At 54.9% G+C, this 24,382-nt stretch carries 15 protein-coding genes and 1 riboswitch; of the genes, 10 read left to right on the top strand and 5 right to left on the bottom strand.

Annotated elements, in window-relative coordinates; translation table 11 throughout:
- The first annotated feature begins 143 nt into the window (after window positions 1-143).
- The 4 genes from QN370_RS19095 (at window position 144) to QN370_RS19080 (ending at window position 4,703) form a co-directional block, all read left to right on the top strand.
- Window positions 144-392 carry a UTRA domain-containing protein gene (locus QN370_RS19095; protein ID WP_323581790.1) on the top strand — a complete coding sequence of 83 codons (249 nt, stop codon included), beginning with the start codon at window positions 144-146 and terminating at the stop codon, window positions 390-392.
- Between the two features lie 319 nt (window positions 393-711).
- On the top strand, window positions 712-3,891 hold the full coding sequence (locus QN370_RS19090) for a hypothetical protein (protein WP_322125763.1): 3,180 nt from the start codon (window positions 712-714) through the stop codon (window positions 3,889-3,891).
- A gap of 195 nt (window positions 3,892-4,086) precedes the next feature.
- Window positions 4,087-4,341: an AbrB/MazE/SpoVT family DNA-binding domain-containing protein gene (locus QN370_RS19085; RefSeq protein WP_322125762.1), complete on the top strand. Its 255-nt coding sequence runs from the start codon at window positions 4,087-4,089 to the stop codon at window positions 4,339-4,341.
- Window positions 4,341-4,703, top strand: a complete 363-nt coding sequence (locus QN370_RS19080) for a type II toxin-antitoxin system PemK/MazF family toxin (RefSeq protein ID WP_322125761.1) — start codon at window positions 4,341-4,343, stop codon at window positions 4,701-4,703. Before QN370_RS19085 ends, QN370_RS19080 begins: the two co-directional genes overlap by 1 nt.
- 350 nt (window positions 4,704-5,053) lie before the next feature.
- Here QN370_RS19080 and QN370_RS19075 read toward each other — a convergent pair whose 3' ends face one another.
- The 3 genes from QN370_RS19075 to QN370_RS19065 all read right to left on the bottom strand — a co-directional run bounded on the left by QN370_RS19075 (window position 5,054) and on the right by QN370_RS19065 (window position 12,817).
- Window positions 5,054-7,300 carry a hypothetical protein gene (locus tag QN370_RS19075; RefSeq protein ID WP_322125760.1) on the bottom strand — a complete coding sequence of 749 codons (2,247 nt, stop codon included), beginning with the start codon at window positions 7,298-7,300 and terminating at the stop codon, window positions 5,054-5,056.
- A 98-nt stretch (window positions 7,301-7,398) separates the two neighbouring features.
- Window positions 7,399-10,953: a hypothetical protein gene (locus tag QN370_RS19070; RefSeq protein ID WP_322125759.1), complete on the bottom strand. Its 3,555-nt coding sequence runs from the start codon at window positions 10,951-10,953 to the stop codon at window positions 7,399-7,401.
- A 280-nt stretch (window positions 10,954-11,233) separates the two neighbouring features.
- The gene (locus QN370_RS19065; RefSeq protein ID WP_322125758.1) at window positions 11,234-12,817 is read right to left on the bottom strand and encodes a hypothetical protein; all 1,584 of its coding nucleotides are present in this window, start codon (window positions 12,815-12,817) and stop codon (window positions 11,234-11,236) included.
- A 448-nt stretch (window positions 12,818-13,265) separates the two neighbouring features.
- Between QN370_RS19065 and QN370_RS19060 the strand changes: the two genes are divergently transcribed.
- On the top strand, window positions 13,266-14,660 hold the full coding sequence (locus tag QN370_RS19060) for an ATP-binding protein (RefSeq protein ID WP_322125757.1): 1,395 nt from the start codon (window positions 13,266-13,268) through the stop codon (window positions 14,658-14,660).
- Window positions 14,661-14,673: 13 nt separating this feature from the next.
- Complete coding sequence (locus tag QN370_RS19055; RefSeq protein WP_322125756.1) at window positions 14,674-15,966, top strand: HD domain-containing phosphohydrolase; 1,293 nt, start codon at window positions 14,674-14,676, stop codon at window positions 15,964-15,966.
- Here the strand turns inward: QN370_RS19055 and QN370_RS19050 are convergent.
- Window positions 15,951-18,389 (bottom strand): protein-tyrosine phosphatase family protein, encoded by a 2,439-nt coding sequence (locus QN370_RS19050; protein ID WP_322125755.1) that lies wholly within the window; start codon window positions 18,387-18,389, stop codon window positions 15,951-15,953. The genes QN370_RS19055 and QN370_RS19050 overlap by 16 nt on opposite strands.
- 591 nt (window positions 18,390-18,980) lie before the next feature.
- Between QN370_RS19050 and QN370_RS19045 the strand changes: the two genes are divergently transcribed.
- The 4 genes from QN370_RS19045 to QN370_RS19030 all read left to right on the top strand — a co-directional run bounded on the left by QN370_RS19045 (window position 18,981) and on the right by QN370_RS19030 (window position 23,874).
- Window positions 18,981-20,408, top strand: a complete 1,428-nt coding sequence (locus QN370_RS19045; protein ID WP_322125754.1) for a pyridoxal phosphate-dependent decarboxylase family protein — start codon at window positions 18,981-18,983, stop codon at window positions 20,406-20,408.
- A gap of 5 nt (window positions 20,409-20,413) precedes the next feature.
- Window positions 20,414-21,628, top strand: a complete 1,215-nt coding sequence (locus QN370_RS19040) for a RimK family alpha-L-glutamate ligase (protein WP_322125753.1) — start codon at window positions 20,414-20,416, stop codon at window positions 21,626-21,628.
- A 3-nt stretch (window positions 21,629-21,631) separates the two neighbouring features.
- On the top strand, window positions 21,632-23,101 hold the full coding sequence (locus QN370_RS19035) for a hypothetical protein (RefSeq protein ID WP_322125752.1): 1,470 nt from the start codon (window positions 21,632-21,634) through the stop codon (window positions 23,099-23,101).
- Between the two features lie 17 nt (window positions 23,102-23,118).
- A riboswitch (yybP-ykoY riboswitch) is annotated at window positions 23,119-23,299 on the top strand.
- 2 nt (window positions 23,300-23,301) lie between these two features.
- On the top strand, window positions 23,302-23,874 hold the full coding sequence (locus QN370_RS19030) for a manganese efflux pump MntP family protein (protein WP_323581789.1): 573 nt from the start codon (window positions 23,302-23,304) through the stop codon (window positions 23,872-23,874).
- Between the two features lie 284 nt (window positions 23,875-24,158).
- On the opposite strand, the gene QN370_RS19025 is transcribed toward QN370_RS19030, so the two are convergent.
- Window positions 24,159-24,382, bottom strand: a 224-nt coding sequence (locus QN370_RS19025; protein ID WP_323581788.1) for a hypothetical protein, incomplete at its 5' end; no start/stop codon positions are given.

Genomic DNA, 24,382 nt, shown 5'->3' with positions numbered 1-24,382 from the left:
GGCCGTGGATGGTTGGTCATGGCGCAGCCGGTTCTACCAAAATCGTAGGGTGCAATAACCGCAGGGCATTGCACCGGATGCGTTCGCAGTATTGGCGCCGATCGGTGGTGCACTCGGTGCAATGCCCTTTGGTTATTGCACCCTTGTATGCTACGCGACTGTATGCGCACAGTGGCGTGACGCATCTGGCGCTGGCGCAATTCGGCGTGGTGCAATTCCAGCGCCGCATGAGCCGGGTCACCGCGCGCTTGCCGGATAAGCAGCTGGCCCAGCAACTCGGACAACCGGTCAGCCTGCCTATCCTGTGTGTGGATACTGTTTATGTCGATGGCGATGGGGTTGCGATCGAATACTGTGGTTGCAGTTTTGTAGTGCGGCGGTGCAGGTGGTGATTGAGCCGGATTAGGGGAATGCAGGGATTTGTGTCGCTGCCATTGGTGAGGTCGGATTGTCGGCACACGATCCGCGTTTCGGCCACCTGGCCTGGGTGGAAATTGCCAGCAGTGCGCTGTCTCTCGCAGCCAAATTCGTCAGCCCAATCAATGCCGTTTTCTGTTGCCATCGCCAATGGTTGATATGAACAATTGCGAAAAGTTGGCAAATACGGAATTACGGAGAGCTACATAAATCTGAGGTGGTGCGGGAAGCAACAGGGAACTATCAGCGTGAACTTGCCACTTACCGCTGCTTTCACCTGCACCGGTGCTTGCCGTGTGCGCCAACCAACACCAGACAACCTTCATTTCTATGGACAACAAACAGAACGCCACCTCCCGCACTATCAAGCCTTTGGCACCAAATCAGCGCGACACCAGGAGACCTGTCGACCCTCCGGCGCTAGCAGTTACAGGGCCTGCCGCTGTGACATCCAGGGCGCATGCAGCGGCGTCACCGCCTGCTGCCAGCAACAACCCGCAGTTCTCCAACGTGCAAGCCGCGCGTAGGCACGATGCGGTACGCAACCGGATAACCGGCAGTGCGGCATCACCCGGGGCGCAAGCACGGAGCCATATCGAGGTTGATGCCGATGCGCAAGAAGCAGTGCGTGCGCGTGATTATGAACGGCAGCTTGTGGAGTGGGAGAACGATGCACCGGAGGGCGAAGAGGTCGATGCGCGACGGAAAGCGGTAAGGAGGATTCGACATGTCATTGAGACGGATTCACACGAATTATCACTGCCCCTTTTAGGACTAACATCCCTGCCGCTCTTGCCGCCAAGATTGACAGAGCTCGACGTAAGCCATAACCACCTGACCAGTCTGCCGCCCTTGCCGCAAGAATTGACAACGCTCAATGCACGAAAAAATCAGCTAGCCAGCCTACCGCCCTTGCCGCCAGGGCTAACAGAGCTTGATGTCGTTCTCAACAAGTTGTCGACACTGCCTCGCTTGCCGCTGGGCCTGACAGCGCTCTTTGCAGCCGAAAACGCGCTGATAAGCCTGCCGGAATTACCGGAAGGTCTCACAACACTCAATGTAGAAAGAAACAAGTTGACAAACCTGCCGGAATTACCAGGAGGTCTCACAACACTCAATGTAGAAAAAAATAAGCTGACACTCCTGCCGGAATTGCCGAAAGGACTGACAAGGCTCCGAGCAGACTTCAACCAACTGAGGAGCCTGCCGAAACTGCCGGTCGGACTGACAGAGCTCGGTGTATGCAATAACCAGTTGATCAGCCTACAAACCTTATTGCCATCAGAACTGACACTACTCTCTGTAAGCAGCAACTATCTGTCTATCCTGCCGGACTTACCACTAAAACTGAAATGGCTCAAAGCACACAGTAACAAACTGACCAGCCTGCCGCTCTTGCCGGAAGGACTAAGATCGCTTCTTCTTGATAATAATCCGCAACTAAACATTCCCGCGGACATCATTGGTGAGATGAATCACAACTGCGCAGAGCAAGCCCGCCAATGGCAATCAGACCACCCGGATCTTATCGGCCAAAGTGCCACCGCGCCCGCCACCAAACCGCCTTACCACCAACCATCCTACACCCCCGACGAACACCACCGCATCGCTGAACTACTAGCCGCCCACACCTCCCCACTCCACCACACCTTCACCCCAGAACAACACGCCACACTGACCGCACTGGCAACGATGGAGCAAGACATCATCGACGCCATGACCAGCCAGTCGCTGGTCATGCAGGGTGCGACACCATCGCCCGAAGAAATGGACAAGTTAATCCAATTCATACAAATCAAGTTTGCCGATGACAGTAAAAAACAGCAGTGGGCAGCCGAGGTTGGGGCGCTGAAAACGGTTTATCCGACTACCGCCGAAGGTGGGCAAAAGCTCTACAACCTCCTGTTCAAGGCGTTGATCGCATTGAGTAACAATACTGCACAGGATGTTTCCGGCATCGACGGGACCAACCACGGCATGGTGTCCACGGGTGCGGCTGGTTTGAAGACAATGGCCGGTCTGTTTGGGTTGGTGCCGCTTGGCGGCAACCAGGTGGCAGAAGGGGCGAAAGCCGCTATCAGCGCCATCGATAGTCGACGCATGGCGAGCGGTCTGTTGAAAGGGGTGGATGCGGCGGAGACGGTCGGCAATGACGGTACGCTGCTGCAGCGGGAAGCCACCATGCACCGCATGGCGCATGCGCTGTCGTACCGACTGGCAATTCACCATTGCGAGAAAAAGAACTCGCCCGGTGGCGCTTCGGGACAGCAATCCGGCAACGCTGTCGGCGCCAGCGACATCCCCACCGCTGCTTTTCTAACCTATACAAACAAGATCTTCGCCGCGTTCATGCAACCGGAAAAAACCTTCGCCGACAACGATCCTGATCTCGCGGTTACCCGCCTGCTCACCGTGGCACTGACCAAAGTCGCGGGATCGATCAGAGATCGTTCGCCGGCGCGGGCCCGGGAAATAGCGCAGGAGCTTGGTAAAAAACACCAGCAGATCATCGATAGGCTGATGCGGTCTGCCGGGCCAGGAGCAGTAACGGTAGCGGCAGGTACGGGAGCCACACCGCAAAGCGGGCAGTTGCCGGGGACAAGCACGCCGACTCCGGATGCGGCGAGGCAAGCCGGTGTGCACCTGCTGACGGCACAGATGGCGCAGATCGTGCAGCAGTTTGCTGCATTGAATAGCCAGCAACAAGCACTGACGGCGCAGCAGGAAGAGGACAGGCGTACTGTGCAAATGCTGCAAAATCAGAATCAAGAACTAATGGCCTTGCTAGCGCAGACCAATCAGCGCTTCGCCGCGATGGAAAGCGAGAACAGTAACCTGCGCACCGAGCTGCAAACGTTAACCAACAAACCCGCCGATCCGATGATTGGCGTCTTGCATCGTGCGGTCGACGGGCTCAACGCTCAGTTGGCTTCCCTGCAAACGAACCTGACCCTGACGCACAACAGCACCGCCAGCGCGCATGCCGAACTCCAGACGCTGACGCCGCAACTGCAAGTGCTGCACCGCGCACTGGCAAGCCTGAAAGAAGACGTCAATACGCTGCAGGTGTCGCTCGACGATACGCCCGAAAAAGCGGCGGTCGCCGAGCTGGGTGATCAGGTCGCCGGACTGGTACAAGACAAACAGCGTGCGGATGCGGATCTGCGCATGCTGAAAAAAAGCGTGAGCAAGCTGAAGCCAGAGACCGATATCGACACCTCATCTGACGGCCCCCTGGCAGCAACGCTGATGCCGCGCGACGAGTCCGGCCAAGGCCAGTTGGCGCAGGGTCAGAAAATCCAGATCCAGATCGCAGAATTGAACGCGCGCACCAACGACCACGCCCAGAGGCTTGGCGTACTGCAGGATGACGCAGGTATCGTTCAGATGCAGCCCCCTGCGCCAAATCCGAATGAGGACAATAACCTCCGTCGGCTTTTCGGGAATTTGTGGAATGGTGAGGGCCGCCGATAGCCGCCTGCGCACGCGTAATGCCGTGCGAGACGGTGCCACAGATACTCATTCGGGAGCAATGCAGAAAGCCACATCAGTGGCACCGTCTATCGATGGATTCAACAATGCTGTTGCTCGCCGTGACAAAACGGTTAGTCACGTTGACACATCCTCCGTAATGTTGACACTGGAGCAGTCAACAACCAGGGAGCAACGATGAGTAAAACAGCTACGGTAACCGTACAGAAATGGGGCAACAGCCCCGCCATCCGGATACCCGCTGCACTTGCCCGCAAAGTCAATTTTGTAGCGGGGCAATCGGTCGAAGTGACGACGGATAATCTTGGCGTAGTGATTCATCGCAAAGGAACGCCACCACGCACACTGGCACAAAGGTTAGCTGCATTCGACCCGGATAAACACGGCGGTGAGGCAATGCCGTCGGCACGAATTGGCGCGGAAGACTTCTGATGGTCAGCAAAATCTGGGGGCCGGACCGGCAAGACATTATCTGGATTGACTTCAATCCGCAGGTCGAACGTGAAATGAAAGACATGCCCCCTTTCTTGATGTTGTCACCCAAAGCATTCAATGCCCGGACCCGGATCGTGATTGGATCGCCGGTGACCGCATCGCCATCGAACGAGTCCAATCCGTTTGCAGTGAATTCCATAGGCGAAAAAGGAAAGGCAAGTTACATCCTCGCGCATCAGCCGAAAAGTTTTGATTGGCAATATCGCGCAGCGAAGCCGCATCCCTGGAAAAAAGTACCCCTTGAAATCATGTCGTTAGCTGGCAACCTGCTGAATCAGATCATCACGATTGGCGACTAGGCTTCAGTCAGCGCGCGTGGGTATAGCAAGCTGTGCTCGACATACGAAAGCCACTTCGTAGGGTGCAATAACCGCAGGGCATTGCACCGGATGCGTTCGCAGTATTGGCGCCGATCGGTGGTGCACTCGATGCAATGCCCTTTGGTTATTGCGCCCTACGCGACTGTTTATGTCGATGGGCATGGTGTTGCCATTACATATGGCATTTCGCGGTTTTGTAGTGACGCGGTGCAGGTGGTGATTGAGCCGGATTAGGGCGATGGCGAGTGCTGGTACAGGCTGCAAGGCTCTGCCGGAGACGTGGCGGCATCGCCCATTAGCCATCCCACCAGAGTCTATGGGCGGGTTGATTACAGGTTGCTGATATCAACTGTGTTAGCCATTTCAATTTGCCGTTCTATATCGGCAAGATGTTTTTGTTTCGACCTGGCTGCAACTCTATTGTTATTGACTCCGGTGATCGCCTCAAAATGTCCTTGCGTCCTGAAAATGGCAAGCTGGGTGCGATCAGAGGGCGGCACTCCTCCCTGTTCTTCAGCCACCGCCGTTGCAATACTTGCGCGGATAATTTGTACTACGTCTTCCTCACGCAATGTGGGGTGTTTTTTCAATTCCCATGTTTTGCGTTTGCCGTTATGGAAGGTGACGATCGACTCACTGCCTGCTTGCTCGTCAACGACAACGACTGTCTTGTCCTCATTTCCTTCCAGTTCAAGCCATTGTGCAATTTCCTTGTCACCAGCTATATGGCCTAACTGGCGCTGTACCTCAGCCATCATTGCATTTGACACATGACGAGTAATCGTACCGTCTGTATTGTTAAAAAAAATTGGATTTCCTTGCATATCTTTAGGTGGCTCCCGGCCAGAAAGAACAGTCAGGCAGTAGTCGTGATAATGGATGTTTGGTTTGTTTGAGTTGTCTGGTTTTTTTTCTAAAACGTTTGCGACCCTGTTCCTGAGAACCTTCATCTCGTCGTCGGATAAGCTACCCTTAACATGGTTTTGTGTTCCCGCGATAGCATGAAATAGGCAGTTGTTGCCGCCGACGTTCCTCCGCCGTACAAAGCGACTGGCCTCAAATGCTTTACCCGCGGGTGTGCGCTTAATCGGCTCATCACCCAGAACATTCCTATCTTGCATTTTCTCTGCCATCAAACGATCACTCTTTATCTGAGCGTCTTTGGCAGAGTCAATATGCACATCAAGCCCGTCGGGCGGCTGTTGCTGAATCTCCGTCGAGGAGTTGATTTCCTTCTCTCCAACTTCTGCTGCAGGGTGTGTGTTGACTTCTGGCTGTGACTGTGTCGGGATATCATCTACACCATGAGCGTCAATTGAACGAACAGCGTCTTTCTTCTTTGGCTTCGGCAAGTCAGGCGCTTTGTCGGCGTTATTGCCTTGGATTTCCGGCTGTTGATCAATCGGAAGCTCTTCTGAACTTCTTTCATTCGGCAATTTCTCCTGCAGTGCCTTGAATAACTCACAGACCTGTTCTTCCGAGTGCACAAATTGTGGCCCACGTACGGCGCGTCCTTGTTCGATCAAAGCGATTACTTCTTTTTCGAGTTGAGTAGTGTTGGGAATTAAGCCGTTCTTGATGCGGCCAAGAATTTCGCGATAAACAATCAATGTTGCATTGCGCCCGATACCGGCGTGGCTGATGACCATTGCATCAGGCCCCGTCTCAGGTGTGCCTGCCCTTAGCTTATGCTCGTCCATCAACTTGCTTGCCTCGCGAATTCCTTTTGCAGATAACAATTTATTGTCGAAGTTCACTTGTGCCTGCGTCAGGACAATTGAAATGGGGAATTCTTTGGCATCAGATCCGAGTCGTGTGTCTTCTACTTCAAAGATGAAGTGCGAGTCGTGAGTGCCCAAAGTACCATCCGTAAGGACGGTTTCCATCGGGTCAAAATTTGTCACTTTGTACCGGCCGCCGATAACCAGATTTCCACCTGACTCATCCCATTTTGCCTTGAGCTGCCCGACAATCGATCGCTTGCTGATGTAGTTACTTTCCCCCTTTCTTGATGGCGATACAAACTGGAATAGCCCCGACTTGTCCTCGATGGCTTTTGCCAGAAACTTTTCGCAAGCAAAAAATCCGTGTTCGTCATCTTTCTTTGGGATTGGGGATTGTGCCGCGATATATTTCTTGCTCTTTTCCTGCGGTGAGTCTGTTTTGAACGTGATTTCGTTGGCATGCAGATTGCAATTGATCGGTTCCCCATTACCTAGCCATGGTGTTGTCGTTACGATGTTTTCGGCAGGACACCGGATATTTGTCGCATTGTGTTCGACTTCATCTACGTTGACGTAGGCATTCTTCCGCACCATTTTCGCCGCAAGATCGTCAGTAAATTTCTTCAGCCCCCTGAGCAACTCCGTCAGCGTTATTGAAATGATTCTGCCTCGACTAGTGATGCTATGTCGCCTCGCTTGCCCACTTCTGGAACCGCTGTGACTTGATCCCCCTGGCAGGGAAGCTGAGCCCTCGCCACTCGATCCAGGTGAGTTGGAAGAATCATCTGGCGGGTAACGCACAGACTGGCGAGATGGAGTTGGGGAGACGTTCGAGGTAGGAGGGATAGTCATGTCAATGTTCATTTCATAGTCAGTTAATATTTGTCTCTACGCACGCTCATCGCCGCCAGAGAGCCTTACTTCAATCAGGTATACCTAACGCAGCACCCTCAAAGCACCATCCCCACCGGAAAAATCCGCTCAGTTTCCCTTGCCACCAAACCGGCATCCAGCCCCCGCAGCATGACCAGTTCAAGATGCGCTTTCTGTTTGAACAGTTCGCGTTTGATGGCGCTGGCTGCCACGTCGATCTGTTCTTGTCGGGCGAACTCGCGGGGAGCGAACTCTTGCACCAACAGGATTTTCAGTTCGGCGATTTGTTCGTCGGTAAAGCCTCGGTTTCTGCCGCGCAGTTGCTGGCTGGTCTCTTTCAAACGTGCCAGCGTCGCGTCAAGATCCGCGACATCGCGCACTACGTCGTCACGGATACCTTGCCGGATAGCCCGATACGCCCGCAACAACAGATTGCGGTCGCTGCCGCTGGTCGTCACCATGATCGGCAATTGGCCGCTGCGCGCAGGATCAGCGCACTGCGCCAGATGCTGGTCAAGAAGCGCATCGGCACGTTTGATTGCAGCGCTACGCAATACTTTGTCGGTAAATTGCAGGCCGACTTGGGTCAAAGGAATCCGATGCTGCACATCGGTTTGCCTGTCGCGCGCAGTCAGTTGCACACGGAGGTGATCGCGGTCTTCCGGTGCATCGGGCTGGTCAAACTGTTCGATGCGGTCGATCTCATAGCGATGATCGAGGTGTATTTTTCCTGCGCTGTACTCCAGTCTGTCGAGCAAGCTCTTGATGATGGAGGTCGATAAACTTTTTTCTGGACGGTGCTGCGCGCGCCACGAAACAAATTCGTAGAGTCCCGCACCCGACTCGATAGCCTTGACTAACAAGTTCTTCGTAGAGGTGAAATCTGTGGGAGCTTTTGCCATGTTGGACATCAGCTTCTTCGGCGACAAATCAAGTTCCTGTGTGGTCTTTTCCGGTTCCGGCACGGTGCCATACAGAAGGTCAAATTCCTCGTTCACTGCGGCCGCGAGTTGGCGCATTTCCTCCCCGAGCTCGGCCATCGAAATCGCGCCTGTCAGCGAAAAGTCGACTGCGTTCGGGATATCGATGACGCGCTGGATCGCGCCGACGGCGCAAATATTCGGGGTGATTTCACTGAGCCGGTCTTGCATGGCATTGAGCAAGTTGTCCCGCAACGGCTGTGCCTCGGTCTGTTGGATGTAAGTCCAGAGCAAGGCCATGGCGGTCGCTGCGCTCGTCGCAAAATCAGCCAGCTGATGAGTGCGGTTCATGACCTGATCAAGTCCCAGCAAGGCGTCGGCAGGCGCACCGGTTGCTTGCAAATGTGCGGCGATATCGGCGCGGGTTTGGGCGTGTGATAACGGCGTCGGCACTTGCTGGCGCAGGCGCGCAAGCACACGTGCGCCAGCGATCAGGACCACCGGCGCATGCACATTCTGGCTATCCTCGGTACGCATCTGGTAGCCCACATTCACCGCTACCTCGTCGACGATTGTTTGCACAGGCAGATTTCTCTTGTTTGCCCATTCGCTAATGCGTTCGCGCGGTAAATGGCTGCCGAAGAGTGCGAAACGATCGGTATCGTCGGGCAAGTCATGGATCAGACGATGGCTGATCACGGGAATGAGGTCATGGTGATGTTCGAGTGCTGTTTCGAGCGCCATCAGCAGACAGTCTTTGCGGGTCAGCTGGCGGTTGCCGAGATCAATGCGCTGGACGTCGGACTCCATGCGGGAATGCAGGTAGGTTGCGCTTTCCAGCAGCAACTGAATACGGCGCTGAGGTTCCCGGAGGGCGATGGGATCAGTCGTTCGGCCTGTGATGTGGCTGTGAAGCAGTGGCTCCAGTTCGCTGGATACGTAGAGGCAAGGCGATGGGCGATTGCCTGTCATGATTGCCCTGTCCTCTGCCGTCATGCTGGCGTTCTGCGCGTGGATCAGTGTGGTCGGTTCCAGCCGGTCCAGATCGGCTGGGATCAGGCGTATCGGATTGCGTTCCAGATTCAGTTCCAGCAAGGCAATCATCCCGGCAAAGCGTTGATCGGCACTGGCGATCTGGTTGTCACACAGCCGCAGTTCGCGTAACGCGGTCAGCCGATGCAGATCATGCGGCAATTCTGTGAGAAGGTTGCCTTCGAGGTTCAGACGTTGCAGGCGTTGAAGTTGGATGAGGCTTTCAGGCAGGGACGATAAGGCATTGTTGTGCGCGTCCAGATGGGTAAGATTGGCGAGCTGGCCGATGCTCGCAGGCAGGCTAGGCAACGCGTTGTCACCGACGTCGAGTTGTTCGATAAAGCGCAGTTGTCCGAAACAGTCAGGCACGCTGTTCAGGTTCAGCCCAGACCAGTTCAGCGTGTGGCCGCAGCAGGTCATCATGTGATTGAAGCGCTGCATCGCTTCGTCGGTGTCACCGCCCGCCTGTTCGCGCCAGGCTTGCAGCATTAGTCTTGTTTGCTGAGGTATCTGGTGCGCACTATTTTGGCGGCTATGGGGGATGATTCTGGTCGGCTGTCGCGTGCCGGAGGCAAGCATTTGCGTGCCTGACGGTAGTGGCTGCGTTGGCGCTGCTGGAAGGATGGCTACTGGTTCACCGTAGCTGTTGAAAAACTGTATCCGTGGACCGGCATAGCGCGATGCATTCATGCGCGCAGCAAGTCGGTGACGGGTCGCATCAGTCAGACCATCAGAGGTGAGCAGAACGTCACACTCCTGCGGCAGGGCCATAACATGCTCGGGCAAACTGGTGATCGGGTGACCGCGCATGTCCAATGAAATCAGTGCAGGACTCCCGGACAGATCCGGCACTACGAGTATTCCATACCTCGAGTCGTAGGACGTAAAACCTCTATTCCTCAGATCCACCTCGGTCAGCGCAGAACAGCTGGAAAAATCAGGCAACGTGGTGAGGAAGTCGCAATTGGTCATCTTGAATGTTTTCAATGCTGAACATCCGGTGACATTTGGTCCACTAACGAGGCGAAAACAAGATTCCATTTCGATCGTGGTCAACGCAGGACACCCGGAAAAGTCCGGTTCAGTGGTGAGGTAGGAGAAACCCTCAATCTTCACTTTCTGCAAGGCGGGATACCTGGAGAAATCCGGCGGAGTGCTGTGTTTGGCAAGTTCATGGTAGGGCCTAGCCCCTGTTGCGCGTCCACCGCCATCCATCGTCAATTCGGTCAGCGTTGATGGTAAGGGTGGCAGGCTGGTGGCGTGTACCGATTGCCTGTTATCAAAGTTAAAAACCGTAGATCCACTCACCAGCATTGCCTCCACGTGATCAGCAACTTGCCGACAGTAAAAGCGCTCCGCACGCGGGACTTGCCTTATCCACACTGCCAATTCCCGCTCGACAGCGTGTTTTTCGCGCCATTTGATCGGCAGAGTGTCTTTAATTCTTTCTGGCACGGTCAAATTCCGCGGGGTCCCGTCTATATCGTAAATGGCGCTATTCGGTCGGTGCCCGACAACATTAAATTTTCCAATTGACAGTCTCATGACGCATGTTTCTTTCAAGTCAGGTGATCGGCACTTCCCCGCTGCCAAATTGCCGAGGACGTGTCCAACGCAATTGCTGCATAAGTAATCTGAAACGACCAGCAGTTCCCTGCATGGCAAGAAAATTCCTGTCATCCCACTGCTGAAAACGGATTGAGGCCTGCGTTTTCTGCCAGTGCCTCAATACCGGCAGTTAGCAGTCTTGACGCCGATCAGCGATGCATTCGGTGCAATGCCCTTTGTTTATTGCACCCTACGCGAGAGACCGTCGATGGTTGGTGTCGCCTCGCTTGCCAACTTCTGGCAACTCTGCATCTTGATCATCCTGGCGAAGACCCGGCTGCAATCAATCGTCTTGAAAAAAAATCGCCACATCGCACGTTGCACCATACGACAGTGGTGGCGAAAAAATTATCTATGGCATTGGTCGCAACGTCAGGGCATCGTTTGCAGACAATGCCAACAAGCCTAAATTACCGAGAAGATTCCCACGCACATCCAGCTCTCTTTGGAAGGTGCTTCTCACGAATGCCAGCACCCCTAAAAGACCCATGTGGGTAAAACTAATATTGAGCCGTTTGATGGAGGTGTTTTCCGCCAGTGCCGCAATACCGTCATCGTGGATGTTGTTGATACTGACATCGAGCTCTTCAATGGTGGTGCTTGTCGCCAGTGCCTGAGCGCCAGTCGCGCTGATGTCGTTGCCACACAAATACAGCCGTGTAATGGTGGTGTTTGCCGCCAACGCCGGCATCGCTAAATCGCCGATGCTGTTCCAATTCAAATTCAACTGCGTGATGCGGGTGTTTGCCGCCAGTGCCTGTGCGCCGTCGGAGCCAACCTGATTTTGATTCAGATTCAGCTCTTCGATAATGGTATTTGCCGCCAGCGCCTGCGCCCCTTGAACCCCGATTTGGTTGCGACTCACATCCAACCTTGTGATGGCGGAATTTGACGCCAATATTTGCGCTGCTTGATTGCCAAGGTTGTTGTGACTCATGTCGAGCCGAAACCGGGTCAAGCCGGGATTGGCAGTACGCAGTTCATTGGTCGCAGCCAGCACTGCACCCACGCTTTCTGGCATCTGACTCGCGTTGAGATCAACGGAAACCAGGTGCGTGGCGCTGGCAAGACAATCGATCACAATTTGACGTCGCCGTGGGTCAGCGATATCACTGATGCTGGCACCGACGTGCGTGTTTCTGTCGATGAGGTTTTTCACTTGCGCCTGAAATTCTTCATCATTGAATTTGTCGGATAGCGCGATATGGCGGATGCTGTTGCCGGTGATGCGCAGAGCCAACTCACTTTGCGCAGGTTGCCGCAGGTAGTCATCAACCCACTCTTTCAGATGCTTGTTTGTGCTGCGAAGCTGGTTCACTTGTTCAATGAGATGATCATTTGACAGTGCACTTTTCAACACCACATCCAGTACGTCAGCAGGTAATGCCAGTAATGGCGACGACGTACTTTGCGGCTGCGCAGGTTCGATGAGGGGATCGGCCAATTCAGCAGTCCGTGGTGCAGGCGACGACGTTCGCTGCCTTGCCATCCCGGTCAGGGCGGCTACCCGCGCACGGTAATGACTGAAAGGACGACGGGAAGGATTTTCCGCGTTGCGGTGTTGCGTGACGTTGATCGCCACATCGGCGGCGTGCGCACCTTTGGCTGTCAGCGCATTGAGTGCAGGCGTGTTCTTGACGAACGAAGGACGATGAAATTTCAGAGTCGGAAATGGCATAGGCTTGGGGCAGTAAATGAATAAAAAGCGCGTTTGACGCTTGCGGAACCTCAAAAGACGAGTGGCTATTTCTGCCACCGACTGCCTGCTTGCCGCAGCCAGTTTGTGGCAGATAAGTGCTCCGGGATGCAGCACAGTTCCATCGCAATCGCTAAAAAATGGAGAAGAGATCGCCGCCTCTTTGAGACTCTGGCTGATATCGCAGGCCTGCCAACGCAAAGCGATCAAGCCGCCATGACCCGCATGGTGCCGGTACACGCCCCTTTCCCGGAGACCAGATTGTCGTGGAACGCAAAGTGTTGCAATGGGCACGCGAGCCGTACGGTTTGCCCAACGAGGCCACCGGCCTGTGTCGCCGAAACTTATCGGATTTTTTAGTGGGAGCAGCAAGGAAAAACTCAAAGCCATCCAATGATTTCGACCTCAAGTAACAGCAAATGATGATCGTAAAAATAGTCTATCTAAGATAGACTAAAGTTTCCATGAGGAAACTGTTAATGCGGCTGCTTTTGCATCTTCATTACACAGGCGCGGACATGATTTTTTTGCCGAATCGCTCAGTGAAACGGGCTATCGCATCAGGCAGAAAGTCAGCTCCATGGCATTGAATGCAGGTCCTGGTCGCGGACTTGTTGAACTGTTTTTTATTGCAACTGCGCTGCAACCGCGCTGCTAACCATAGCGAAGGCCAACCCTAACTACCACCATGTCACCACCGCGTAACTTCGTGTTTGACTATCGCGTCAATTTCAATGCAACTACCGAGAACGACTTCATCAATGGTATCGGCCATCTGAAGGATTCACCGGTGCCCGCCTTCGCGATCAATACCGAGCACGTCGTCACACAATGGAACCGCGCGTGCGAAATCCTGACGGGGGTGCCGGCGTCGGCCATGCTTGGCACGAGAAATCAGTGGCAGCCTTTTTACGATACGAAGCAGCCCGTCCTGGCCGACCTGATCATCGACGGTGATCTGACCGGGCCGATCCAGAGCTATTTTCCGAACAATGTCCGTTGCTCGCTGCTGATGCCCTGCACGTTCATCGGCGAAACTTTTTTTCCGCGCATGGTACATGGAGGCAAGTGGATTCAGTTCTCTGCCGGGCCGGTCTACAACCGGTTAGGCAATGTAGTGGGCGCCATCGAGACGCTGCAAGATGTCAGTGCGCAAAAACACGCCGAGCAAGCGCTTCAAAAAGTGCATGTCGATCTTGAGCAATTGGTCATCCACCGCACCGCTGAACTGATGCGACGCAATGATGAGCTGACACGGGCCAATGAGCAGCTGATAAGCCTGCAACAACAACTGCTGCAATCAGAAAAACTGGCCTCGATCGGCCAGCTTGCTGCGGGTGTGGCGCACGAAATCAATAATCCGATCAGCTATATTTTTTCCAATTTCGGAATGCTGGATCGGTACCTGGCACAACTGATGGACATGCTCGATGCCTATGAAAAATCCGAGCCGCTGATCAGCCAGGCCGCGATACGCCACGATCTGAGTGCGCTGCGTGATCGCATTGATCTCAGTTACCTGAAGGCCGATATCCCGGTGATGATGCGCGAATCACTGGAAGGCATTGTGCGGGTACGACAGATCGTTCAGGACCTGAAGGATTTTTCACGCGTTGATAATGCGATGGACTGGCAACTCACTGACCTGCACCCGGGTATCAATTCGACCCTCAATATTGTCAGCAATGAAGTGCGTTACAAGGCCAATGTGATCCTCGCCTTTGGCACACTGCCCGATGTCGAGTGCCTGCCGTCGCAAATCAATCAGGTCGTCATGAACCTCATCATCAATGCCGCGCAGTCAATTGGTACTGCACGCGGCACTATCACGATCCGGACCGGCTGCACGTCCAAGTCCGCCTGGATCGAAGTGGCCGACGACGGTTCCGGTATCAGTGCAGAGAATCGCCAGCGCATTTTCGATCCTTTTTTTACCACCAAGCCAATCGGCACCGGTACGGGTCTCGGGCTATCGATGTCCTATGGCATCGTCAGCAAGCACCATGGCCGGATTGATGTCGACAGTACCGTGGGAGTCGGCACGACGTTCCGGGTCACCCTGCCGTTGCGACAACCCATTTAACGAGAGTCCCGCCATGCCCCTGATTCTGCTGGTTGATGACGAGCCCAACATTTTGTCCGCGTTGTGCCGCCTGTTTCGCAATGAAAATTTCAAGATACTGATCGCAGACAGCGGTGCCGCAGGGCTTGAACTACTGGCGCAACATCCGGTCGACCTGGTGATCTCCGACATGCGTATGCCCGTCATGAGTGGCGCGCAATTTCTGGAGGAAGTCCGCATCTGGTGGCCCGACACGGTGCGTCTGCTGCTGACCGGCCATGCCGATATCGCGACTATTCTCGATGCCATCAACCGCGGCGAAATTTATCGTTACATCACGAAGCCGTGGGACGATAACGACATCCTTCTGACGGTGCGACATGCACTTGAACACAAGCTGCTTGAACAGGAGCGCAGACGACTGGAAGCGCTGACCCTGTTGCAAAATAGTGAACTGGTGATGCTCAATGACAGTCTCGCAACCAAGGTGCGCGAGCGCACTGCCGAACTGGAGCAGGCCCGGGACAATCTGGTCGAACTCAATACCGAGCTGAAAACCCATTTCCTGTTGTCAATCAAGGTGTTCTCCAATTTGATTGAAATGCGCGGTGGCAATCTGGCTGGTCATTCGTTGCGCGTCGCCGACCTCGCTCGCCAACTTGCCGTGCAACTGGGTTGCGACGACACCACCACAAAAGACATCTACCTGGCGGCGATGATGCATGACATCGGCAAGATCGGACTGACCGATGACATGCTCAAATTGCCGCGGGCGGTGATGAGCCGCGAACAAAGCAGCGAGTACCGCAAATATCCGATTCAGGGTGAGCAGTTGCTGATGCCGCTGACCGAACTGCGCGGTGCCGCAAAACTGGTGCGCGCGCAACAGGAGCGCTTCGACGGCAGTGGCTATCCCGATGGGCTGAACGGCCACGACATCCCGCTGGGTGCACGCATCCTGGCGCTGGTCAGCGATTACGACAACCTGCAAACCGGCCAGATTTATCCGCGCAAGATATGGCCGGACGAGGCCAGGGAAATGCTCTTGCAGGATCACGGCAAGCAGTACGATCCACAGCTTGTGACAGCGTTGTTCCGGATGCTCGACAGCCTGGCGGGCAACGCCGAGACCGCGCGCAACGCGATTCAAATTCCTGCAGCCACAGTGCAACCGGGGGTCACGCTGGCGCAGGATCTGGTCTTGCCGAACGGATCACTCTTGTTGGCAGCGGGACACTTCATCGATCGCAGCATGTGCCGACAGATCATCGCGTTCGACAAGACACTGGCACAACCGCTACTGCTGAGTATCTACGCGGATGCCTGACCAGGCAGCAACGCCACCAGCGCAGCCGTCAACTGTTCCAGTTGCGCTTCCGAATGCACGAACCGTGGTCCCCGTGCATTACGTCCGATCGTAATTTCGCGCAGTAAGGCTGCATGAAGTTCGCCTTCGGTAGTAATTTCTCCGCTTCCTATGAGCGACTTGATTTGCCGGTAGACCATCAGCGTGGCGTTGCGGCCGACGCCGGCGGTACTGATGATGATGGGCTCAACAACGGCCTGGGGATAGAACACGTCGCTAACCGCAAGATGAGCAGCTAATTCTTCACTGGCCGCAGCGATTTCCGGTACTTTCAGAACACGATCTTCAAACTTCAAGCCCGTCTGTGTCAGAGGAATCGAGATAAGTCGGTTATCCGCATGTGTGTCTTTTACCGTGAGCAAATACGTCGATGACGACGTTCCATCAAGCCAGTGCTCCAGGGAATCCACCTCGTAGCGTCCGCCAATGGTCAGCGTCGGATTATGTGCCATCCCTTCGCGCAGCTGCTCGATCAACGACCTGATGGATCTCCCGGATTCGCGATCGGAGTCCGGGCCGACCAACGCCTGTTGTGACCGCTCGGAAACGATCTGGAAAATTCCCTGCCGGGATTCTATGCCCTTGAACAGCAAGCGCTCACAGGCATCAAATTGCCTTGGCGCTTGCCCTGCGATGTAGCTATTTCCATTCAGCCCCAGTTCTACCTCAGAGCGGGACGGTTGAAAATGCACATGGTTCGCATGAATCTTTTTGCTATTTCCTGGAATGTCTACCTCGACCGCAGAGTGCCTGGGACATGACACGTTGGTGCCGTTGTCATCGACTTCATCGGCGTTCAGGCAATCCAACTCCCTTTCAGGGGAATTGACATTCAATGTGTTCCACACCGAGGAGGCAATGCCTGGAATGTCTTGCTCAACCTGGGCGTCAAATTGATCATCAGAGCGGTCTTTATTGGCCGACAGAGGTGCTACAAAACTGCCGCTCATAGCGGTGGGCAGATGCCTTACGGTGTCTTTTACTTCAGCGGTAGACAAATTTGACTCATCAACTTCTGTGATGGCTGACAACGCATTGGTGCGAGGTTTAGTGCCAATTTTTCCCAGGATTGTTTTATTGCTTTGCTTGATGCGCTCTCGTAAACGAACGGCTGCGTTTGCAGCGAGCGGTACACCGATATTCTGGGGCAACGGTGTCGGCTTAACTTTCACATTCTCAAAATGCAGAATGAGTGCATCCACAATCAATGCAAACTGTTCCTTTTCTTGCACAAACAATCGCCCGCGAGCAATACGTCCTTTTGCCACGACTTCAAGCACAGTGTGAAGAATTGCCTGCATATCAGGCACCGTATCGGTGGCGGCGAGTTTCTTGGAAAGGATCTCCCTGGCAGCCATGAAACTCATCAACGTCCCTGTTCTTCCAACCCCCGCTCTGCAATGGATTAATATCGGATCGGTTTTATTTTTTGCTAGCGATTCGGCTAGGTCAGCAAGGTCGATCAATACCTTCGGGTCTACAACCCTGCCATCAGGCCATTGATGAAAATTTATTCTTTCCAGCGAATGTGATGCATTATCTAAATGGATGACTAGGCTCTGCTGCCGGATATTTTCCTTGAAGAAGTCGGATGTATTCTTTTCACCTTGCAAGACTTTTTTAATTACACGGAAACCTTTAAAATCCATTTTCCAGAAAGGCAATGTGGGGCAATAATTCTTCCAATCTCGGTCCTTCGCATCGTTTGCATTCGTCAAATCAATAATTACAGAAACAGAGTGTTCGCGAACTGCATTCCAGAATCCCGGAATTTCACTTCCCTTGGGTCTTTGTGACGCAATGAATTTTCTATCAGTACCAAGATCCATCGTATTTGCATGAATAAATACATTAGGACGAGTATGATCAGGAATTGCCGTACTTTCTACGAGTGGAACATTATCTGGGAATCGACAAGTTACAACGGGATTTTCTACTGAAGCATTTTTAATCTCATCTTCAAAAAAATTTTTTACATATTTCCACTTGCTTTTAAATTTATATGTATTTTCTTCTAGCTCCAAAAATAAATCATATAATTCCTCCTTGTTGCCTTTATTTACCTTTTCAAAGTTAAACTCTTTGGCCGTCAGTTCTGACAAATGATAAATACTCAATGGTCCATTCAGTTTTTCATTTTCAAGTTTTTGTCTTTCAGACTTTCTGCGTAATTCTAATTGATATTCTATTTCTTCCTGCTCGGTTTTTTTCTTGAAACAATTTTTTAGATCATCACTCAAATGACTATCAGTGCGCTTCCTAAATTCGCTGTTTTTATGGCATTGTGTTCTTGGCGCAGCGCAAGGATCATGATTATTTTTTCTGTACACATTATCAACTATTCTTGAATATTGACGTTGTAAATATTGGCCTACGCGTTTCATAATAAAGTCCTCGAGTTAATGAGTTAAATGTATTATCTTTTCTTGTATGCATTTATTTTATCTGCATCACTCATCCCCGGCGTAAGCATATTCTTGAATGATCTACCGAGTCGACGTACTCCTGCCTGTGCCTGAATTCCTCTTTCCGCACTTTTAACCTTGTCGCTTTCTTTTTTTGAAAGACTTCCTCCTTCGTAGCCCTTTAGCTCTTGCCCTCGACTGTTATTAATTAATTTTCAACGACTATTTTTTACTCAGAAAGAACGATGAGTTGATTTGCAAAAATCCCACCACCCTCACTGTGCGGCGGTGCAGGAATACTTTGAAACGGGTTCAACAGGATCACTTAACACTGCCTCTTATTGCGCCAAAAAATGGCCTCGCATCGCAATCCACCGGCGTGTGTGGCACGCGACTCAGTCTGGTTCCTTTTATTTGTTGACACGCGTAGCGGTCTGGACAGACTGTCCTCCGATCTGCCGAATAGCGGACCAAAAGAACCGTTGCTCGCACTTCCGCTTTTCACTCGAAACACGCATCATTCGACAACATGCCCTTTTCCCTGGGGCAGGCTTCCGGATAACCGCACACGTGACACTCGACCCCGACAACTGGCAAGACTTCAGAGAACAGAGTCATCGGATGCTCGATGACATGCTCGACTATCAGCAGCACCTGCGTGACCGACCGGTCTGGCAACCCATTCCGGCAAGCGCGCGGGAGGCGTTCAAAGAAGCAATGCCGCATACACCGGGCACGCTGGCCGATGCCCATGCGACGTTCATGCAATCGGTCCTGCCGTACGGTCCGGGCAACGCCCATCCGGGCTTTTTTGGCTGGGTGCAAGGTGGTGGTACCCCGGTTGGCATGATGGCCGAACTGCTGGCGGCCGGGCTCAATGCCAATCTCGGTGGCCGTAACCAGATGCCGATTGTGGTCGAGCGTCAGGTGCTGCAATGGGTGCGCGAGCTATTCGGTTTTCCGGACGAGGCCACCGGCCTGTTCGTCACCGGTGCGTCGATGGCGAACATGATTGCGTTGCTGGTGGCACGCACGCGTGCGCTGGGCGGTTCGGTGCGCGAGCGCGGCGTCAGCGGCAACCGGCTGGTTGCCTATACCTCGGACGGTGCGCATGGTTGTATTGCGCAGGCGCTTGACCTGTGCGGCCTGGGGTTCGATGCGCTGCGTCGCATCCCGGAAAACGCCGCCTTCGAAATGGATATCGCCGTCCTCGAAAGCACCATCGCTGCCGACATCGCCGCCGGCCTGCAACCGTTTTTTATTGCCGGCACGGCAGGCACCGTCGATGTCGGTGCGGTCGACAATCTAACTGCGATCGCCGATATCGCCGCGCGTCACGGCATCTGGTTTCATGTCGATGGCGCGTATGGCGCGCTCGGCATGCTGTCGCCGGAGATCGCACCGCAACTGGCGGGGATCGAGCGGGCCGATTCGATTGCCTTCGACTTTCACAAGTGGGGACAAGTCCCCTACGACGCCGGCTTCATCATCGTGCGCGATGGCCAGCAGCATCTCGATACCTTCGCGTCACCAGCGGCCTATTTGCGCCGCGACACGCGTGGCATGGCAGCCGCGTCCCCGTGGCCATGCGATTTCGGGCCGGACCTGTCGCGTGGTTTTCGGGCACTCAAGACCTGGTTCACGCTGACTGTTTATGGCAGTGACCAGCTCGGCACCATGATCGCCGGGACCTGCGCGCTGGCGCGCTATCTGGTGCAGCAAATCGCTCGGCATCCCGAACTCGAACTGATGGCGCCGGTGGCGCTCAATATTGTGTGCTTCCGCTATCGCTGTACCGAGTCGGACCGCATCAATGGCGCCATTGCCATCGACCTGCAAGAGTCCGGCATTGCCGCGCCATCGATCACCACGATCCGTGGCCAGCTGGTGCTGCGCGCGGCCATCGTCAATCACCGCACCACTGCTGTCGATGTCGATGCGCTCATTCGCGCCACGCTATCCATCGGTGCCGCTCATTGCTCCCACCCAGAAAGCTGATTCCCATGCCCTCTTCCATGCCGGGTTTGCCGCCCTTGATCGGTGTCGCGCCATTGATGCGTCGTGCTTTTGCCGGTGAAAGTCTGGTGCAGGATGGTCAGGATTTACTGCTCCGTGCGCAGCAGGATCCGACCGACGCGCATGCCTATCTGGATTTTTCGACGGTGCTGCAACTGACCGGTAACCGTGCCGATGCGCTAGCCGTGCAAGCCGAAGCCATCGCGATCCGTCAGTTGTACAGTCTGCCGGCACGCCGTTCCGGTTCCGGTCTGCGTCTGCTGGTGATCATGGGACCGGGCGATCTGATGGCCAATACGCCGGTCGAGTTTTTGGTTGAAGACAGCGATATCGCACTGACGATGCTGTACTTGACGAGCGCATCGGACTGGCCGGAGGAGATTCCCGAACATGACGTGCTGCTCGTTGGCGTGGCCGAATCCGATGCCAATCAGCCGTTGCTGCAGCGACTGGCTGCGGACCTGCAGGACTGGCCGCGCCCCGTCATCAATCGTCCCGAATGCATTGCCGTGCTGTCACGCGATGGTGCCTGCGCCGCGCTGGCAGCGATTCCCGGTGTCGAGATGCCGGCCACGGTGCGCATCACGCGCGATCAGTTGCACGCCATCGCCAACGGTTCGCTGGCAGCGACGGCACTGCTGCACGATGGCGATTTTCCGGTGATCGTGCGGCCCATCGGGTCGCATGCCGGCACGCATCTCGACAAGCTTGCAACCGCCGATGACGCCACCGGTTACCTGGAGCGGGTCGAGGCCACGGATTTTTACCTGTCGCGTTTTGTTGATTACCGCAATGCCGACGGCCAGTTCCGCAAATACCGGATCACGTTGGTCGATGGCAAGCCGTTCATTTGTCACTTCGCGATTTCATCGCACTGGATGATTCACTACCTCAATGCCGGCATGACCGAAAGCCAGACGAAGCGTGACGAAGAAGCCGACTGCATGGCCCACTTCGACACGCAATTCGCGCTGCGCCATGCCAGCGCGATACAGGCGATTCACGACCGTCTCGGGCTGGCTTATGTCGGTATCGATTGCGCCGAAACCCCGGACGGCAAATTGCTGATCTTTGAAGTCGACAACGCGATGATCGTCCATGACATGGACCCTGACGACCTGTTCCCGTACAAGAAACCGATCATGCACAAGGTCTTCGCCGCCTTTCGCCAGTTGCTGGAAAAAACCCGCGCGACGGTCTGACCCATGCTGCCTGCCCTGCAGGATGTGCTGTTATCCGGCGGCGATGATCGCCTGGTGCTCGATGCCCGCAGCGGTCGTTCGCGCTATGGCTGCCTGCCCTGCCCTGATGCCGGTTTGGTGGCCCTCGGTTCGTCGACGGCATCGGCGATTTCGGTCGCCGGTCATGCGGCAGCCCGGACGCTGCACGCGCATTACACTGCGCGCTTGCGCGATCAATCGCCGCAAACGGTCTATGCCAGCGAAGCCGAACGCCTGCGCACTGAACTGATCGCGCTGTGCGGTTGGCCCGATACCGGCGCAGTGCTGGCGGCCTCCGGCACCGACCTGCACTTGCTGGCTGGCCAGTGGCTGAAACCGGACTGCGTCGTGATGATTGCCGCCGCCGAAACCGGCAGCGGCTTGCCAGCGGCCTTGCGCGGAAATCATTACAGCAGTTGCGCCGCCTACAACACGCTGGTACCGGTCGGTGCACCTTTGGACACCTGGCAACCGGCACTAGTGATGCTGCAACCCCGTCACGTCGATGGCAGTGTGCGTAATCCCGAACAGGTCGATGGCGAGTGCATGGCTGCTGTCACGCAAGCCGCCGCAGCCGGCCAGCGCGTGCTGCTGGTCCTGACTGATCAGAGCAAGACGGGCTTACTGGTACCCGGACGCGCGACCGTGCTGGCGCTGCAGCAGCGCTGGCCGGAACAGGTCACGGTGCTGGTCGATGCCTGTCAGTTCAGGTTGTCGGCGGCGAGCGTACGCGACTATCTGGCGTGCGGATTCCTTGTCGCCCTGACCGGTTCCAAATTTGCTGGCGGACCCACATTTTGCGGCGTGCTGCTGGTGCCAGCGAGACTGGCCACACGCCATCGCGACGCGGTGCTGGACCCGGCGGTCGGTGCGTATTCCTGTGCCGCCGACTGGCCGGCGACCTGGCGCTGCGGACAATCGTTGCCGATGTCGACGAACTTCGGACTGCTCCTGCGCTGGCAGGCCGCGCTGGTCGAATTGCAGCGCTTCCATGCCTTGCCCCAAGCGCAGGTCAGCACGTTGTTGACGACATGTGGTCAGGCAGTCCACGCGCGCATCGCCGCTGATCCGCTGCTCGAAGCGTTGCCGGTGGCACCGCTCTGCCGGGCCAATGCCGGATGGGATAGCTTGCAAACGATCTTTCCATTCCTGCTTCGTCATGCCGACGGCAGCTACTTCCCTGCCGCACAAACCCGCGCCCTGCATCAGGCATTGATGCACGGCGAACCACGCTATCAACTCGGACAACCGGTGGCGTGTGGCGAGCGCGCAGGCATGCCGGTCATGGCGCTGCGCTTGTGTATCAGCGCACCGATGGTGATCGCCGGTGCAGCCGGTGCAAGCATGACCGGTGATGCGCTGGCGGCACTCGACCAGATCGCCGCACTCGGTCGGACAGGAAAAGCGGTCGAAGGAAGCTTGCAGGCCCGGCATCAATTGCCTATCCAGTCGTGACGATCTGCGCTAGACTCCAGCCACTCTTTGGGGAGTAGCCTGTTTTTGTCGTCAGACAAAAGCGCTCACGTCAACATACTCGGCACACCTGCCGTGGCGTGCGCACCTTTCGGTTGGCGAGACCAAGGACATTTCCGCGTTGAGGTTGGGCGCGCGGCAAATGTCTTTGATCTTGTGCCCAACCGAAAGAAAAATCGTCCATGAATTTCATCGCCATCGTTCTTCTTGCCCTTGCCATGTCAACAGACGCGTTTGCCGCAGCAATCGGCAAAGGCGCTGCACTGGGAAAAATCCGCTTCATGCAGGCCTTTAAAATCGGCATGTTGTTTGGCACCATCGAGACCATCACGCCTCTCCTCGGCTGGACCGTTGGCTCGTTGGCTGCCGATGTACATTGGTTGTCTGAATGGGACCACTGGATTGCTTTCTGGATGCTGCTCGTCCTGGGTGGACGGATGATCTACGTCGGATCACAGGACAGTGATGCGGAGGTGGTTGAAGCGCCCAGAAGCAAATCCATCCTGATGCTTGCGCTGACAGCTGTAGCGACCAGCATCGATGCCCTCGTTATTGGTGTCGGCCTCGCTTTTATCGATGTCAATATCTGGATCGTTGCAGCAGCAATCGGAACGGCAACCACTGTCATGGTGACGATTGGTGTCCTGATCGGTCGCCGCCTGGGTGATGCGATAGGCAAGCGCGCAGAAATGCTCGGTGGCGTGGTGCTGATCGTCGTCGGCACAACACTCTTGGTCGAACATCTGGCCAAGTAAGCACCTGACAACAACGCTGTAACTGTAACGGCTTGCAATCGAAAATGGTCCTGCTCGCAATCAGCGCCAATCTGAGCCTAGGTTAATTACGACTCACCAGCGGCTCGTACTCACATTGTTTGCGAATGAGCTCACCCACTGTGCGACGAGCTTGCAATAGGCCGCCGCCAGCTCACATGATTTGCGACTGACCAAAATACTAGATGTAGTGGTCAGGCAGCTCGCGTCCTCACGGTCGCCCCAGGCAATAAAACGGAGGTTTGTTTGATGACCTATGCGATCCACTATATCGGCAGACCCGCCGCCAATATCTTCTCGCGAAATTCTGCTGTACGTATTGGATCAAATGTCTGAGTGAACACAGTGTAGTGGTCTAATGAAATCGGACACCTCAATGGGAGCACACTCCCGCTAACTGAGGAAATTACATGACTAAAAAACACTTCGACATCGAGCTTAAGCTGGAAGTCGTGCGCATGATCAAAGATCAAGGACTGAGCATTTCCAA

It is taken from the genome of Actimicrobium sp. CCI2.3, assembly GCF_035019065.1.
GTDB lineage: Bacteria > Pseudomonadota > Gammaproteobacteria > Burkholderiales > Burkholderiaceae_D > Actimicrobium.
Note: the sequence above shows the minus strand (reverse complement) of the source record. Positions and strands in the feature narration are given on the sequence as shown.